At 33.3% G+C, this 15,634-nt stretch carries 13 protein-coding genes; 11 read left to right on the forward strand and 2 right to left on the reverse strand.

Features of this window, described 5'->3' with window-relative positions; translation table 11 throughout:
- Positions 1-13 precede the first annotated feature (13 nt).
- The gene (locus AB1410_02020) at positions 14-1,090 is read right to left on the reverse strand and encodes an ERCC4 domain-containing protein (protein ID MEW6455478.1); all 1,077 of its coding nucleotides are present in this window, start codon (positions 1,088-1,090) and stop codon (positions 14-16) included.
- A gap of 115 nt (positions 1,091-1,205) precedes the next feature.
- On the opposite strand from AB1410_02020, the gene AB1410_02025 reads away from it, so the two are divergent.
- From AB1410_02025 to mobB, 4 genes are all read left to right on the forward strand, one after another.
- Positions 1,206-1,364, forward strand: coding sequence for a hypothetical protein (locus tag AB1410_02025; GenBank protein MEW6455479.1), 159 nt, complete (start codon positions 1,206-1,208; stop codon positions 1,362-1,364).
- An 85-nt stretch (positions 1,365-1,449) separates the two neighbouring features.
- Positions 1,450-3,552 carry a GTP 3',8-cyclase MoaA gene (gene moaA / locus AB1410_02030; protein MEW6455480.1) on the forward strand — a complete coding sequence of 701 codons (2,103 nt, stop codon included), beginning with the start codon at positions 1,450-1,452 and terminating at the stop codon, positions 3,550-3,552.
- A gap of 4 nt (positions 3,553-3,556) precedes the next feature.
- Positions 3,557-4,189 carry a molybdenum cofactor guanylyltransferase gene (locus AB1410_02035; GenBank protein ID MEW6455481.1) on the forward strand — a complete coding sequence of 211 codons (633 nt, stop codon included), beginning with the start codon at positions 3,557-3,559 and terminating at the stop codon, positions 4,187-4,189.
- 1 nt (position 4,190) lies between these two features.
- Positions 4,191-4,691, forward strand: coding sequence for a molybdopterin-guanine dinucleotide biosynthesis protein B (gene mobB / locus AB1410_02040; protein MEW6455482.1), 501 nt, complete (start codon positions 4,191-4,193; stop codon positions 4,689-4,691).
- Positions 4,692-4,797: 106 nt separating this feature from the next.
- On the opposite strand, the gene AB1410_02045 is transcribed toward mobB, so the two are convergent.
- Positions 4,798-5,940, reverse strand: coding sequence for a porin (locus AB1410_02045; protein MEW6455483.1), 1,143 nt, complete (start codon positions 5,938-5,940; stop codon positions 4,798-4,800).
- Positions 5,941-6,208: 268 nt separating this feature from the next.
- Between AB1410_02045 and AB1410_02050 the strand changes: the two genes are divergently transcribed.
- The 7 genes from AB1410_02050 (at position 6,209) to AB1410_02080 (ending at position 15,537) form a co-directional block, all read left to right on the forward strand.
- A complete protein-coding gene (locus tag AB1410_02050) occupies positions 6,209-7,294 on the forward strand; it encodes an XdhC/CoxI family protein (GenBank protein ID MEW6455484.1) in 1,086 nt (361 codons plus the stop codon).
- Between the two features lie 142 nt (positions 7,295-7,436).
- The gene (locus tag AB1410_02055; protein MEW6455485.1) at positions 7,437-8,048 is read left to right on the forward strand and encodes a (2Fe-2S)-binding protein; all 612 of its coding nucleotides are present in this window, start codon (positions 7,437-7,439) and stop codon (positions 8,046-8,048) included.
- Between the two features lie 11 nt (positions 8,049-8,059).
- Positions 8,060-10,399 (forward strand): xanthine dehydrogenase family protein molybdopterin-binding subunit, encoded by a 2,340-nt coding sequence (locus AB1410_02060; GenBank protein MEW6455486.1) that lies wholly within the window; start codon positions 8,060-8,062, stop codon positions 10,397-10,399.
- The gene (locus AB1410_02065) at positions 10,396-11,373 is read left to right on the forward strand and encodes a xanthine dehydrogenase family protein subunit M (protein ID MEW6455487.1); all 978 of its coding nucleotides are present in this window, start codon (positions 10,396-10,398) and stop codon (positions 11,371-11,373) included. The genes AB1410_02060 and AB1410_02065 overlap by 4 nt, the downstream gene beginning before the upstream one ends.
- Positions 11,370-11,960 (forward strand): nucleotidyltransferase family protein, encoded by a 591-nt coding sequence (locus AB1410_02070; protein MEW6455488.1) that lies wholly within the window; start codon positions 11,370-11,372, stop codon positions 11,958-11,960. The genes AB1410_02065 and AB1410_02070 overlap by 4 nt, the downstream gene beginning before the upstream one ends.
- Positions 11,961-12,334: 374 nt before the next feature.
- On the forward strand, positions 12,335-14,188 hold the full coding sequence (locus AB1410_02075; GenBank protein ID MEW6455489.1) for an ATP-binding protein: 1,854 nt from the start codon (positions 12,335-12,337) through the stop codon (positions 14,186-14,188).
- Positions 14,185-15,537: a sigma-54 dependent transcriptional regulator gene (locus AB1410_02080; GenBank protein MEW6455490.1), complete on the forward strand. Its 1,353-nt coding sequence runs from the start codon at positions 14,185-14,187 to the stop codon at positions 15,535-15,537. The genes AB1410_02075 and AB1410_02080 overlap by 4 nt, the downstream gene beginning before the upstream one ends.
- The last annotated feature ends 97 nt before the right edge of the window (positions 15,538-15,634 follow it).

Below are 15,634 nucleotides of genomic sequence, written 5' to 3' on the forward strand. Positions count from 1 at the left end.
TATAATCAGAATTTTAAGCGACCGTTTCATTGTTCTTTTTCCAGTAACTCTTCTTTCCTCTATTTTCACAGGAAATTTTCCCCTCTTTTTTCAGGTCTGAGAGTGCCTTTCTGATTGTAAACTCAGGTATATTCTGGCAAAAATCTTTTAGCATCCTGAAAGTAAATTTTTCTGGCATCTCGTCTATAATCTTTCTTACTTCATAATAGCTTCCTCCTGTGGAATAAGGCTCTACTCCATATTCTGTTAGTGCCTCAGACACCTTTGCATGGGGAATGTCCTCAGAATGAAAGGCTATAGCAGAGAAAAATCTCAATGTCCACTCATTGGCAAGTTTTCTGTTTCCAGTATACACAATGTTTAGCTTTGGATGGAATGCATGAATCTCAGCAATTGCTCTGGCTGCAAAAGTGGGTGAGTAAAATTTCATCTTCTTAGGGTTTAAAAAATCAGAATAGGATGCCTCAATGACAAGGGCACTGTGTTTATATGTCTCAAGCTCACCGAGGATCTGATGAAAGGCGCCCAGTTTGCCAAAGTATGCAGTAAGGTTTTCAAAGGTTTTTCTTTCAACAATTGCAAGAAGACTATTATCGCCTTTTAATGCATAGTCTCCAACAGGTAGTTGTCCTTTCTCAATTAAACATCCATGAAATCTCCATGGATATCTCTCACTTTTATCGATAATGACATGGAGAGAATCTTTGCCCTTTGCTGTGAGCTTTACTTTAGGTCTTCTTTCCTGAAGGGCTTTTTGTGTTCGCCAGAATATCTGTTCATACTCTCCTTCCTTCGTTTTATATTTCTTTTTAAGAAATAAAAAATCGCAACGTTTATTCTTTGCTCTATCCAGGATTACAGCCAATCTCTTGCCATATCTTTTAAGGGATAACACAGGAACTCTCTCTATCTCTTCAACAGGTGTTGACCATTGTCTCCCTTCTTCCCTCATGCAGAAGATCTGTCCCTTTGTCCCAGGCCATATATCCTGCACTCTCAGGGAGAGAAGAATCAAATCATCCTTTTTTATACTCAGACGATAAGGAAATCTTTTTTCTCCTGTACTTTCAATAACCCACAATGTTTGCATATTGTTTTTCCATAAAATTTGCTTCATTATTTAACATGTTTAAGTGTAAAAATCAAGGAAATGTTTGATTTATTTAAGTTATGTTTATAGAATTAAAAATTGCTGGAGGAGGAGAATGGAAGAGGCAAAGGTAAAAATTAAAGTAAACGGGAAGGGATTATTTTTAAAGCCATTCATTCAGGACATGGTGAAGAATGTAGTAATTGGGATGCTTCAATCTTTAAAGATTGAAGATAAAGAAATTAGAGAGATTGAAATAAGGATAACTTTATGATTTTTTTTAAATCTATTGAATCGATAAAACATTTTTAATTAAAATGAATAGTTTAGATTATTGAGATATATTTATAATATTAATAATGAGATATTTTAAAAAAGATTTTCTAAGAGATTTTTCAGGAGCATTTGGTGATACAGGTACATTCATCCCTTTAGCTCTGGGAATGATCATTATATGTGGTCTTTCACCCACCTCAGTTTTTTTGCCTGCTGGTGTTTTATATGTAATTGCAGGGTTGTATTATAAAATACCGATGCCGGTTCAGCCCCTGAAAGCTGTTGCAGCCATATCCATTGTTAATGGAATTAAGCCTGAAATAATTTCAACGAGTGCCTATATAATGGCGGCATTGATGGCAATATTTCTTATTTTTGATTTTTCAAAATATTTAGAAAAAATTTTTTCGAAGCCCTTGGTAAGAGGAATTCAGTTCGGGCTTGGCATATTACTTATAAAAAGTGGCATTGAGTTAGTCTTCAAAAAGGAAATTATCACAGGAGTTTTACTTCCTGATGTTAAATTCAGTGGTTTCTCCCTTGGCCCTAATCCTTTATCATTCTTTTTTCCAGCATTTGATAATTTATTAACCGCTTTTGTTATCTTAATTATACCTCAAATTCCTCTTACTCTTGGGAATTCAATAGTTGCAACTTCTGACCTTGCAAAAGACTATTTTGGAGATAGAGCTAAAAAAGTTAACCACAATAGCCTCGCAAAAACTATTGGTTTTGGAAATTTTTTTGCAGGGATGCTTTCAGGAATGCCGTTATGCCATGGATGCGGAGGACTTACCGCCCATTATAGGTTTGGTGCAAGAACAGGAAGGGCAAATTTAATAATCGGTTTTACTTTTATAATTGTTGCCCTTTTTTTTGCGAGAATGAGTTCTTATTTCTTAAGAGGAATTCCTCTTTATGTTTTTGGCATAGCCCTTGTTTTTATTGGAATCTTTCATTCGCTTTTAGCCCGAGATTTGAATAAAGGGAAAGATATTTTTATTGTGATGATAATGGGTCTTATTACACTTTTTTATAAAAATTTTACTCTGGCGTTGTTTTCAGGATTAGCTCTTAGAGAAGCTTTGAATTACAAAGTGTATTGGGAGAAGTTAAATAATTTTAAAGTTTCAATTTTTAATAGAAAGAATAAGTCAGAAGCTTTTAAGTATAATGGGTCTCACAAAGAAGAAAGAGTTGAAACAACGCGACATCTTTTTGACAGATATAACAGGGCTATTACATATTTAAGGATTTCTCTTACAGAGAACTGTAATCTGAAGTGCCTTTATTGTATGCCAAAACAGGATTCAGTAAAAGCATTAAAAAAAGATTTTCTTACAAATTCTGAAATTTATAGAATGGCAAAGATTGCAGTTTCACTTGGAATAGAGAAGATAAGATTAACAGGAGGAGAGCCTCTTTTAAGAGAAGGAATAATAGAATTGATTGAAAAGATTTCTTCTATAGATAACCTGAAAGACCTTTCTCTTTCGACAAACGGAACTCTGCTGGAGAAATACGCTGATTCCTTGAGAAAAGCTGGATTAAAAAGGATAAATATAAGTCTTGACACCCTTGATGAGAAAAAATTTGAAATTATAACCAGGGGAAAAAAATTAGGTTCAGTCCTTAATGGAATAAGAAAAGCAAAACTTGCAGGGCTCAAGCCAATTAAGATAAATGTTGTTGTTCTTAAAGGAATAAATGACGATGAACTGGAGAATTTTATAAAATTTGGTAAAGAGTATGATCTGATTGTAAGGTTCATCGAATATATGCCGATTGTTTTGAATGAAAAATGGAAGAAATATTTTATCTCGAGAGAAGAGATTATTCAAAGAATATCTTCCTTTTTAGATTTTAGAGCATATCCGTATGAAAATTCAGGTGATCCCTCAAGATATTTTTATCTTGAAAGTGGAGGAGAAGCTGGAATCATAAGCCCTGTAAGCCATGGGTTCTGCCATAATTGTAATAGATTGAGGCTTACTGCTGATGGTTTTCTTAGAAGCTGCCTTACCCATGATATTGAAATTGATGTAAAAACACCCTTGAGAGAAAATGCTGGCGATGAGACAATTTCAGAGTTATTCAAAAAAGCTGTTTTACTTAAACCAGAAAAAGGAATTTATAACCTGAGGGAAGAGACCATAAGGAGAAACATGTCCCAGATTGGAGGTTGATTGATTGACCGGGATAATTTTGGCAGGAGGAGAAGGGAAGAGGTTTAGAAAGGATAAAGCTGAAATTAAGCTGAATGGAGAATTATTAATAGAAAGGATTGTATCAAAATTAAGAAAATCCTTTAAAGAGGTTTTAATAATAACATCCGAGAAGAAACTAAAAGGTTATGAAAGAAATTTTTCAGGATCGGATGTAAAGATTTATCCTGATATATATTCTGAGAAAGGCGCGATTGGAGGAATTTACAGTGGATTAAATTTTTCATCCAGCTATCATTCTTTCTTTGCTGGATGCGACATGCCTTTTTTGAATTTATCTCTTATTGAGTATTTTAAAAATATATCTGAAGGAAATGATGTAGTTGTTGCAAAATTTAAATCAGGATTTGAGCCCCTTCACGCTGTTTATTCCAAAAGGTGCATAAATTATATCGAAGACCTAATTAAAAAAGATAATTTAAGAATTTTTGATTTTTTTAATGAGGTGAAACTGAGAATCGTTAAGGAGGATGAAATTAGAAGATATGACCCTGAAAAATTAAGTTTTTTTAATATTAATACTGAAGAAGATCTGAACAAAGCAATTAAGATTCAAAAACTCTTGAATAAAAAGAAGAGCAAGAGGTGTAAGGCATGAAATGCGAAGCTCGATGATACCTATCATCTGCATCGTTGGGAAATCTGATTCAGGTAAAACAACTCTTATTGAGAAATTAATCCCTGAGCTAAAAAAGAGAGGATTCAAAATAGGAACAATTAAACATGATATCCATGGATTTGATGTGGACAGGGAGGGGAAGGATTCATACAGACATAAAAAAGCAGGGGCTTCTTTTGTTTTGATTACTTCTCCGAAGAAGATTGCTTTAATAAAAGATATAGAGAAAGAATACAATCTTGATGAGCTAAGAAAAAAGTTCATCGAAGGGGTTGATTTAGTACTTGCTGAAGGATTTAAAAGGAGCTCCTGCCCTAAAATTGAGGTATTCAGAAAAGATTTGCATGGAGAACTTTTGTGCACTGAGAAGGATAATCTCATTGCCATTGTCTCAGATAAAAAATTTGATTTAAATGTTCCTGTATTCAATTTAAATGAATTATCTGAATTAGCTGATTTTATCGTAAAAAAATTTTTATGAATGATTATTTTCATTATAGGGTAGATATAGCTTTTAAAAATTAAAAAAGAAAATACAATATAGAATTAAATTTGATTAAATTATCGAAAATAAACCCAGAAAAACATTAAAAGTAAAATTGTAGTTGAGTTCTTAAGCGGGTTTCTTTTTCCTTTCTATTTCCAATTTCTTTAATTAAATAAGAATAATCCCCCTGTATCTTTAATTTATGTCTCTGAATAAAATAGTTTAAGCCAGCTGTGATTTCTTTCTGAATGTCATTTTCTTTTGAAATATTTGGATCTAAGGAAGAATACCTTAAAGCTATTTCCCATCTCTTTGATTCAAAAAGATAACCTCCCTGAATTCTGAAGCCATATGATTCTAATTTTTTAGCACTAAGTTCCTCAGGTGTGATATTTCTATAATGATAATCTCCCTCTAAAGAAAACCCTTTATATTTAAATGCAAAATCTAATACAAATTGTGAAACATCACTTGTTCCAGTTGATACAGTTTTTACCGCATTTGAGAGGGTTTTTCTATCTTCGGAGTTTTCTTTTAAAGGCTCATATCCAGGAAAATATGCAAAAGCAGCTCCTAAGGCAAAAATAGGATTTTCTGGATATTCGAGAGAAGATTGAGAGTATTTTAATTCTCCAGCGGGTGTCCACATGACTCTTCCTGCATATAAAAGATCTTTATCAAGATTTTTATAATACTTTCCAGATCCGTTAAATATTCCTATAAAATAATTAAATCTACTGTTAAAATTTCCTACTAAACTCATTCCTATGTCACGACCTACTTCAAATTCATTGTTGATAATAGAACGATCAACCAATTGGAGGTCAGCGGAAGAAGTAAGGAATTCTCTGTTAAAGGGGACTTTATATTGCCCAATTTTTGGAGAGATTTTTTTGTTTTTTTCAAAATCAAGGTAGAAGTCCCTTAAAGAAATTTTATCTCCTTCCATTGTTAGTTGAGTGTAATATTTTAGCCAGGGATAGAAACCATTTCCTTTAAAATATAATCTCGCCCTCCTTATGCTGAATCCTTTTTCAGAAGGGATTTTGTTTTCAAAAGAAGAATAATAACCTAAAAATTGAATTCTTGCGTTAATTTTTAGTTCATATTTTCCATCCTTTGTTTTTACAAAAATCCCTTCTTTATATCCACTTTCAACCTCTGAAGCTCCTATAAATAAAGAAAAAATAAAAATAGCTAACAATCCCACAATTAAGTTAACTTTTGATCTGATTGGATTCATAAATTTTCTCCTTTTTAATTTTTTTTCTAATGCTGTTACAAATATTTGCCTCAAAAGTCCGATTTTAATTTTCATGGTATATACAAAATTGTATAGCTTTAATCTCAGGAATATCAAGTTTTAGCTGCACTAAAATATAAAAAATTCACCTCGAATAAATCTTGTCAATAAGATTTTTTGAGGCTTTCCTAAATTGTTAACCGCCACAAAATTTTAATTGCTTTCTATTATACTTAAAATTTGACTTTTTATTTTTAGATAATATTAAATGATGAAAATGGATATTCTAAAAGAGCTGAAAGAAATTATTGAAAAAGATAAAGAGGTTGTAATCGCCACAGTTATAGATGCTAAAGGCTCCACTCCGAGAAGAATTGGAGCAAAGATGATAATAAAGAGAGATGGCACTATTGTCAGTTCTGTTGGAGGAGGGCTTGCTGAAGCCGAGGTCATAAAAGCAGCAGAGGAAATTTTTGAAGGCGGAAATAATAGAGTTTTAGAACTCAAATTTTATGAAGGAAAGGAAGCAAAAGGAGTTGGAATTTGTGGCGGAAAAATGCAAGTGTTTTTAGAAAAAATTGATAGTCTTGAGTGGATAAATTTATTGATGGAGAATAGAGAAGAAGAATTAATCTCAGGCACTGTCATTACCTGTGAAAACGTAGAAAATCTTTTTCCAGGAGAAAGAGTTCTGATAAAAAAGAATGGGAGTTTTGTAAAAGATAGCGGAAATAATTTTATAAATAATTTAATCCAGAAAGAAATGTTAGAATCGAGTATTAAATCTTTCCCATACCTTTCAACTCTGAACTTTGAAGATAAAAGGGTGACAATATTTTTTGAAAGTTTTTTCGAAAAACCAGAAATTTTAATCATGGGAGCTGGACATGTGGGAATGGAATTGTATAAAATTGCAAAGAATTTTAATTTTAAAATTGTTATTCTGGACGACAGAAAAGATTTTGCAAACAGAGAAAGATTCCCTGAGGCTGATGAAATAATCTGCGATAGCTGGGATGGAATGTTAAAGAATTTGAAAATTAATTCAAATTCCTTCTGCGTTCTTGTAAATAGAGAACACAGTTTGGATCAGAAAATTCTTAAAAATATAGTTGAAAAAGAGGCTGCGTATATAGGGATGATTGGAAGTAGAAGAAAGATAAATACAATATTTGAGACTCTAAAGAAAGAAGGGATCTCAGAAATATATTTAAAAAAAGTTCGTTCTCCGATCGGAATCGATATTGGTGCAGAATCTCCTGAAGAGATTGCCTTGAGCATAATGGCAGAAATAATAAAAATTAAAAATAAAAGGGATAAAGAAATCACCTTTTTAAAGAGAAACTATATATAAGCAAAAAAGATTTTTACATTGTAATTGCGGGTCCAAAGGGCGTGACAATCTAATTCTTTTGAGATTGCTTCAGCTGACTTTGTCAGCCTTGTAATGACATGCTTTCTTTAATGTGTTTATATTAAGTTTATAGGAGATAAAAATGGACAAGGAAAAAATTAAGAAAACAAAGGGAATTTCAAGAAGAAATTTTTTGAAAGGTCTTGGAGCTGGAATTGCTACAGGAATTGTTTATCCAAAAGGTGCTGAAAGCCAGGTTATATATGAATCCTTAGGTGAAACTCAAAAAAGAGCAAAAATAAATATATGGGTTAATGGAATTTTGTATGATATGGAGGTTGAAAATAGAGCAACTTTGCTCGAATTATTGAGAGATTATTTAGAATTGGCCGGAACAAAAATGGGCTGCAACTCCTCAGAATGTGGAGCATGTACTGTTCTTATAGATGGAAAAGCCTTTTATTCCTGTAGCATTTTAGCTGTTGATTGTGATGGTAAAAAAATTGAGACAATTGAGGGTCTTTCAAAAAATGGCGAGCTCCATCCAGTTCAAAAAGCATTTATTGAACATAATGCTTTTCAATGTGGATTCTGTACTCCAGGGGAGATAATGTCCTTAAAGGGATTGTATGATGTTAACCCAGCACCTTCTAAGGAAGATATAATAATTGCACTGTCCGGAAACTTGTGCAGATGTGGAGTTTATAAAGATATTATGGAAGCTGCAATTTCTCTAAGCAGAAGTGGAAAATAAGGAGGCGAGAAATGGAGAAGCAAAAGAAATATGAATATGTTGTTACAGAAGTAGAAATTGAAGGAAGAGTAATAAAAACGATAGCAGCAAAAGTTCCAGAGCTTCCTGTGTGGGGAAAAACAGAAGTTGTTGGAAAAGAAATTCACAGGGTGGATGGAAATGAGATTGTAACAGGAAAGGCAAAATACACATTTGATGTTTCTCTTCCTTCTATGTTGTATGGAGCTATTCTGAGGTCCCCTTATCCCCATGCAAAAATTAACAATATTAACATTGATAAAGCATTGAAGATTCCAGGAGTAAAAGCAGTGATAACTGCAAATGATACTGGAGAAATGAAGCTGGCAGGAGGATTACCAATCTTTGTAAAGGAAGAAACTAAATATTCAGGGGAAGAGATTGCAGCTGTTGCTGCAATTACAAGGAATATAGCAGAAGAAGCTGTTAGAGCAATTGAGGTTGATTTTACACCTCTTCCGTTTGTGATTGACCCTGAGGAAGCAATGAAGCCAGGAGCTCTTGAGGTGGTTCCAGGAGGGAACATTGGAAATCAGTTCAGGAGGGGAAGGGTAGAATCCCTGGAGCCATCGGTTTACCAGAGGGGAGACGTTGAAAAGGGTTTCAGTGAGGCAGATTTTATAATAGAAGAGAATTTTTCTACTGAAGTTTCCCAGCATGCCACGATGGAACTGCATGGAACTGTAGCATACTGGAAAGGAGATAAACTAACAGTGTGGGAATCAACCCAGGGAGTTTTTGGAGTGCAGGAAGCTATTGCTAACACTTTAAATCATCCATTTGACAAGATAAGGGTGATTGGAACATACATGGGAGGAGGATTTGGCTCAAAGAATTCAGCTGGAAAATATACAATAATTGCTGCTTTGTTATCTAAGAAAACAGGGAAACCTGTAAAAGTCATTCTATCAAGGAAGGAAGACTTTGAAGCTCCTAACTACAGGCCTCCATCAAAGCAGTATTTAAAGATTGGTGTAAAAAAAGATGGAACCATAACTTCCCTCTCCATGAGATCGATAAATCAAATAGGAGCCTATCCTGTAGGAATCGGACTCGGAAGCTGCGAAGGCCCTGTTCAGACTCTTTATAATATTCCAAATTTAAAAACAGAAAGTTATGCTGTGTTTACTCATACTCCAACGCCTCTTCCCATGAGAGCTCCGGGTTATGTTCAGGGAACCTGGGCTCTTGAGCAGATAATGGATATTGCTGCAGAAAAAATAGGAATGGATCCTGTTGAATTCAGATTGAAAAATATTCCTGAGGTCGACCCGCAGTCCGGAAAACCTTATGCAAGTCACGGACTGAAAGAATGTCTCATATTAGGACGGGAAAAATTTGAATGGGAAAAGAAGAAAAAAATTAAAAAAGAAATTGGTGATAAAAATTATGGAATTGGCCTTGCATGTCAGATATGGTTTGGAGGAGGTGGACCACCTGCGAATGCAATAATTAAAGTAAATCAGGATGGAAGTATTAATCTTATTACCGGCGCAGCAGACCTCGGAACAGGAACGAGAACAGTTCTTTCTCAGATTGTAGCTGAAGAATTAAAAATTCCAGTAAAATCTATTACAGTAACAAATGCAGATACAGAGACAACTCCTTACACATTACCGAGTTATGGAAGCATAACAGTTGCCTCAAGCGGTCCTGCTGTTAGACAGGCTGCTTACGATGTTAAACTTCAGATTCTATCGATGGCATCTATATATCTGGAAGAAGATATGGAAAAACTTGATATAAAAGATGGAATAGTTTTTGTTAAAGATAAACCTGAAAAAAATATCACCTTTGCTTTAATTGCGAGAAGAAGCCCAGGCAGAATGCTAATTGGAAAAGGAGAAAGAGGGCCTAATCCTGATAAGTCGTTAAAAAGCGTTGGGGCTCATTTTGCTGAAGTTGAAATAGACAGAAAAACAGGTGAAGTAAAAATATTAAAATATTTAGCTGCCCATGATTCAGGAAGAGTAATAAATCCAAAAACATGGAAGAGTCAGATTTACGGTGGAATTGCGATGGGCATAGGATATGGTCTTTTAGAAAACAGGATAATGGATAGGAGAACTGGAAAGCATTTAAACCCAAATTTCGGAGATTACAAAATTCCTACTTTTTTAGATTATCCAATAGATGTTGAGATAATAGATTCCAATGTTTTTTATCCAGCTAATGAAATTAATGCAAAAGGTATAGGCGAACCTCCAACAATCCCCGTGGCTCCAGCAATTGCAAACGCAATCTATAATGCTACAGGTATTAGATTTACTTCAGCGCCTGTCACAAAAGAAAGGATAATTAAAGGAATGAAGAAACAAGGAGAAAAATTATGAAAAATTTTGAATATTTAACCCCGAAAACTATAGGAGAAGCGCTTAATTATCTTGAAATGCATGGAGATAAAGCAAAAATAATCGCAGGGGGCGTTGATCTGATAAGTCTATTGAAAGAATGGATTGAAGATCCTGAGATTCTAATCAACATCAAAGGAATCAAAGAGCTTAAATTTGTAAGAGAAGATGAAAATTTCCTAAGAATTGGATCTCTGGTTACACTTTCTGAGATTACTCAAAATGAAATTATTAAGAAAAATTATGGGATTCTGGTTGAATCTTGTTTAAAAGCTGCTTCTCCTCAGGTAAGAAATCAAGGAACCATTGGTGGAAATCTGTGTCAGAGACCAAGATGTTGGTACTTCAGAGGCAATTTTAATTGCCTGAGAAAAGATGGAACCATCTGTTATGCAGTTCAAGGAGATAATAGATACCATGCAATATTTTCTCCAGGGGGATGTTACTATGTTCATCCATCAGATCCTGCTGTAGCTTTAATTGCCTTAGATGCAAAAGTGAAGATAATGAATAAAAAAGAAGAAAAAATCATTGACCTTGAAAGGTTTTTTGTTAACACTGATAAAGATGTAAAGAAAGAAACAATCCTTGATAGAAATGATATACTTTCAGAGATATTGATTCCCAAAAAGAAGAAGAAAATAGAAGAAAGATTTTTTAAAGTATCAGACCGCGCAGTATGGTCTTTTGCTATTGTTAACCTTGCAGGAATCTTTGAAGTACAGAAAGGAGTATGTAATTTTTCAAGGATTGCAATTGGTGGTGTAGCACCTGTTCCATTGAGAGCGTCAAGGGTGGAAGAATCAATTAAAGACAAAAAATTAAATGAAAAAATTATTAAAATTGCCTCTGATGTGGCTGTTCAGGGAGCAACTTCAATGGAAATGAATGATTATAAACTGGATTTAGTAAAAAATTTAATCGACAAGACTTTAAGTTCATTGACCGGGAATTGAATAAAGTTTCTGCAATTCTTCTTGCTGCTGGAAAATCTGAAAGAATAGGAAACTCAAAACAGCTCCTTCCTTTTAAAGATTCCACAATTATTGAAACAATTCTCGGAGCTTTTTTAAATTCATATATTGTAGAAACCATTATTGTTATCAGGAAAGATGATTTACAATTAAAAAAGATCGTTAAAAATTATCGGGTAAAATTATGTCTTAATCCTTATAAAGAAAGTGAAATGAAGGATTCGGTATCTTTAGGACTTAAAATGGTAAATAAAAATTCGAGGGGAATAATGGTATCCCCCTCAGACCTTCCTCTTATTACCACATCCCTTATAAATCGATTGGTAGAAAACTTTAACAAAAACCCTCAGAAAATTATTATCCCGGTTTATGAAGAAAGAAGAGGACATCCAACAATTTTTCCCATAAAATATTTAAAAAATTTAGCGGGTCTTAAAGAAAATATTGGACTTAGAGAAATAATTAGAAAGAATTCCAGGAATATAGAAGAAGTAGAGATTTATGATGAAGCATTTTTAATAGATGTGGATATATATGAAGATTACCTGACTATATTGGGTAGGAAATAAATAGAATTAGGAAAACATCCGAATCTTTTTAAAGAGGCCAACCATCCCCTTCGCTCAGATCTCCTCGCATAAAAATCTATGCTCGTTCCCTCAAATAATCTCCTATCTCTCAAGGTCATATCTTCTCTCATCTTCTAAATCCTCTCTCGCTCCCGTTCGCTTTATCTTTTCTCTTTCGGAAATCTTAAATATAGGAGATTATTCTCCCTCCCTTCACAGATTTTTCAGATGCTCGTCGATATGTCGCTCAGAAGATGGTTGACCTCTTTTAATATAAAAGGGGCATAATTCCTTTTTATGTATGGTTTTATAAAATGAAATTTGATTTTTTTTCCTATTAATTTTTATAATTATTAAGAAATTAATGGAAAAACATGTTTAAATGGTATAAGAGTTTAAAATTTAAGATAATTTTTTTTGTAACGTTGACCCTTGCAGTTTTATTGTTTTTATTCGGAATTAATCTATATTTTCATCATAGAAACCAGTTATTGTCAGGTCTTATTGAATCCACCACTCAGATGAGCAAACTTGTTCAGAAGGGATTAGAAGAAGCAATGATGGTGGGAAAATTGACGGTAGTAGCTTCAATAGTCCAGGAAATCGCCAAAGAAGAAGGGGTTAAATCTGTAATCGTTCTTGATAAGAAAGGTCAGATAAAAATCTCATCTCAAGAACGCATGATAAATAAAGTTCTTAATGAAAAGGATGAGACATGTCTTCTGTGCCATAAATATGAGCCAAGATTTAGAGGAAAGACTGTTATCTTTAAATTTTCTAAAGGAGAAGAGGTGCTAAGAAATGTTACCCCAATTTTTAACAGCCCTAAATGTTTTGGATGTCACTCAAAAGAAAATAAAATCAATGGTGTTCTTATAATTGATTTTTCTACTGATCCGATAAAGAAGCAACTTATTCTCAGTTTGAAGAGAATTGTATTATGGACATTTTTAACTACGATCGTAATAATTTTAATTTTATATTTTATCCTGAGTAAGTCAATCCTTGAAAAACTAAAAAAAATGCTGAAGAGTATAGAAAAAATTGGAAAGGGTGCTCTTGATGAAAAGGTTTCTATTTACTCAAGAGATGAGATTGGTGAGCTTGCAGAAAAGTTTAACTGGATGACTGAACGTGTTAGAGAATCTTATAAAGAGCTACAGAAGAATAAAGAATACATTGAAAACATGTTAAACTCTATAAATGAGGGCGTAGTAGTTGTTGATAGGAATTTTAATATAGTTCTTACTAACAGTTCCTTTAAAAATCTGATCAAAAAAAAGGAAAAAATAGAAGGCGAGGTCTGTTATTCCTCAGGCAGGAGATTTTCTTATCAATGCAAGGGATATAATGAAGATTGTGCTGCAGAAATAACATTTCGCACCGGAAAACCAGCTCTTGTTTTTAGAACAATAAAAGACAGGAAAGGAAATAAACATTTCTATGAAATATATTCCTCTGGGCTTTTTAGAAAAGATGGAGAAGTGTTTCAGGTTGTTGAAGTCTGGAGAGATGTAACAGAAAGAAAGAAACTTGAAATGGATCTAAACCATAAGGAAAGGCTTGCTTCTCTTGGATTTCTTGTTTCAGGAATTTCCCATGAGATAAATAATCCTCTTGGTTCAATTTCTACTTGTGTTCAAGGATTGAAAAGGAGAACCGTGGAAAACGATGCCCTTGAGTACTTAGAATTAATTGAAAATGAAATTTTAAAAATAAAAAATTTAACAGAAAGATTACTTCATCTTTCAAAGAAAGCATCTTTTTTATTCCAACCTCTTGATTTAATCCGATGCCTTGAAAATGTTATTTCACTGAATAAGTTCCAGCTCGAGAGATTAAATATTTCTCTTGTAAAAGAATTTGGAGAAGAGAAGTTTTATATTCGTGGAGATGAAACACAGATTCAGCAGGTTTTTTTAAACGTAATCTTGAATTCAATAGATGCAATGCATAATGGTGGAATATTGAAAATTTCGATTCAAAAAGATAATTCATATGGAAGAGTTATTATTGAAGATACAGGAGCAGGAATTGCTAAAAAGGAAATTGATAAAATCTTTGAGCCTTTTTACAGTGGTAAGTCAAATAATAAACGAACAGGGCTGGGTCTTTTTATTGCTTACAATATTATAAAAAACCATAAAGGAGAAATATCGGTAGAGAGTGAGGTCGGAAAAGGAACGAAAGTTGAAATAAAATTTCCATTGGCAAAGGAATTGTCATGACTGAAAGAAAAATAAATGTGTTGTTAGTCGATGACGATGATGTTTTTAGAAAAGTTATCTCAAAAGAACTTTCCATTTTAGGATTTAACGTAAATGCTATCAGAAGTGGAAAAGAAGTTATTCAGAGAAGACTCTACAATGAATTTGATGTAATCATTCTCGACATGAGGATGCCCGATTTAAACGGAGAAGAACTTTTAAAAATTATTAAAGATAGCTCTTCGAGTACTGAAGTAATTATACTCACCGCATACGGAAATATTGGCGGAGCAGTAAATTGTATTAAGGCAGGGGCGTACAATTATCTTGTAAAGCCATGTTCATTGGAAGAGCTTGAATCTACTATAAAAAAAGCTTATGAAAAGAAAAAACTTGAAGAAGAAAATGTCAGATTAAAATTGCAAATAGCCAGGAAGGAATATTATCCGGATGTTATTGGGAAGAGCAAAGAAATTAAGAAAGTATTGGATTTAGTTTCTCAGGTAGCCCCTACAAATTCTACAGTTTTGATTGAAGGGGAAAGTGGAGTTGGAAAAGAAGTTATTGCAAGATTGATACACAAAAAAAGCAATCGTCAGAACAAGCCTTTTGTAACTTTAGATTGTGGAGCTTACCAAGAGTCATTACTCCAGAGTGAACTTTTTGGACATGAAAAGGGGTCTTTTACCGGTGCTACTCAACTAAAATACGGTCTTTTTGAAATCGCTGATGGTGGAACAATTTTTCTTGATGAGGTCGGAGTAATTCCTACTTCTTTTCAGATAAAACTTTTAGGTATAATCGAGAAGGGAACTTTTATGAGAGTTGGAGGAGTAAAGGAGATAAAAGTTGATGTAAGAGTTATAGTAGCAACAAACACCTCCCTGAAAGAGCTTGTGAAAGAGGGAAAATTTAGAGAAGATCTATTTTATCGTTTAAATGTATTCAACATATGGATTCCCCCTCTCAGAATGAGAAAAGAGGATATTCCTCTTTTGGCAGAATATTTTATTGAAAAATTAGTACCACCAGGAGGAGAAAAGAAAAAATTGTCAGATGAAGTATTGAAAATATTTAATAATTATTCATGGCCCGGAAATGTAAGAGAATTGAGAAATATAATAGAGAGGCTTTTAATTATATCAAAGAATGAAGTCATTTCAGCTTCTGATCTTCCCTCAGACCTGATTGAGGAAAACAGGGAAAGCTTTTTATTTTTGAAAGAGGATGTTTCTTTAAAAGAGATGGAAAAAAAGTATATCAGTTATCTTCTGAATAGATTTGGGGGAAATAGACGACAAGTTGCAGATGTCCTGGGAATAAGCGAAAGAAATTTATATAGAAAGATTAAAAAATATAATTTTGATTAAAATGTCTTTATTTTATGCAAATTTTGTCAGTTGAGAGTACTGATTTGTCATATTGAATTTTTACAATAAAATCATAATATTTCCTGATTCCAATTAT

Source organism: Acidobacteriota bacterium, from assembly GCA_040756905.1.
Lineage (GTDB): Bacteria > Acidobacteriota > Aminicenantia > JBFLYD01 > JBFLYD01 > JBFLYD01.

Coding starts and splice junctions, on each gene's coding strand:
- AB1410_02020 (MEW6455478.1), bottom strand. CDS start 1,090: ATGCAAACATTGTGGGTTATTGAAAGTACAGGAGAAAAAAGATTTCCT.
- AB1410_02025 (MEW6455479.1), top strand. CDS start 1,206: ATGGAAGAGGCAAAGGTAAAAATTAAAGTAAACGGGAAGGGATTATTT.
- moaA (MEW6455480.1), top strand. CDS start 1,450: ATGAGATATTTTAAAAAAGATTTTCTAAGAGATTTTTCAGGAGCATTT.
- mobB (MEW6455482.1), top strand. CDS start 4,191: ATGCGAAGCTCGATGATACCTATCATCTGCATCGTTGGGAAATCTGAT.
- AB1410_02045 (MEW6455483.1), bottom strand. CDS start 5,940: ATGAATCCAATCAGATCAAAAGTTAACTTAATTGTGGGATTGTTAGCT.
- AB1410_02050 (MEW6455484.1), top strand. CDS start 6,209: ATGATGAAAATGGATATTCTAAAAGAGCTGAAAGAAATTATTGAAAAA.
- AB1410_02055 (MEW6455485.1), top strand. CDS start 7,437: ATGGACAAGGAAAAAATTAAGAAAACAAAGGGAATTTCAAGAAGAAAT.
- AB1410_02060 (MEW6455486.1), top strand. CDS start 8,060: ATGGAGAAGCAAAAGAAATATGAATATGTTGTTACAGAAGTAGAAATT.
- AB1410_02065 (MEW6455487.1), top strand. CDS start 10,396: ATGAAAAATTTTGAATATTTAACCCCGAAAACTATAGGAGAAGCGCTT.
- AB1410_02075 (MEW6455489.1), top strand. CDS start 12,335: ATGTTTAAATGGTATAAGAGTTTAAAATTTAAGATAATTTTTTTTGTA.
- AB1410_02080 (MEW6455490.1), top strand. CDS start 14,185: ATGACTGAAAGAAAAATAAATGTGTTGTTAGTCGATGACGATGATGTT.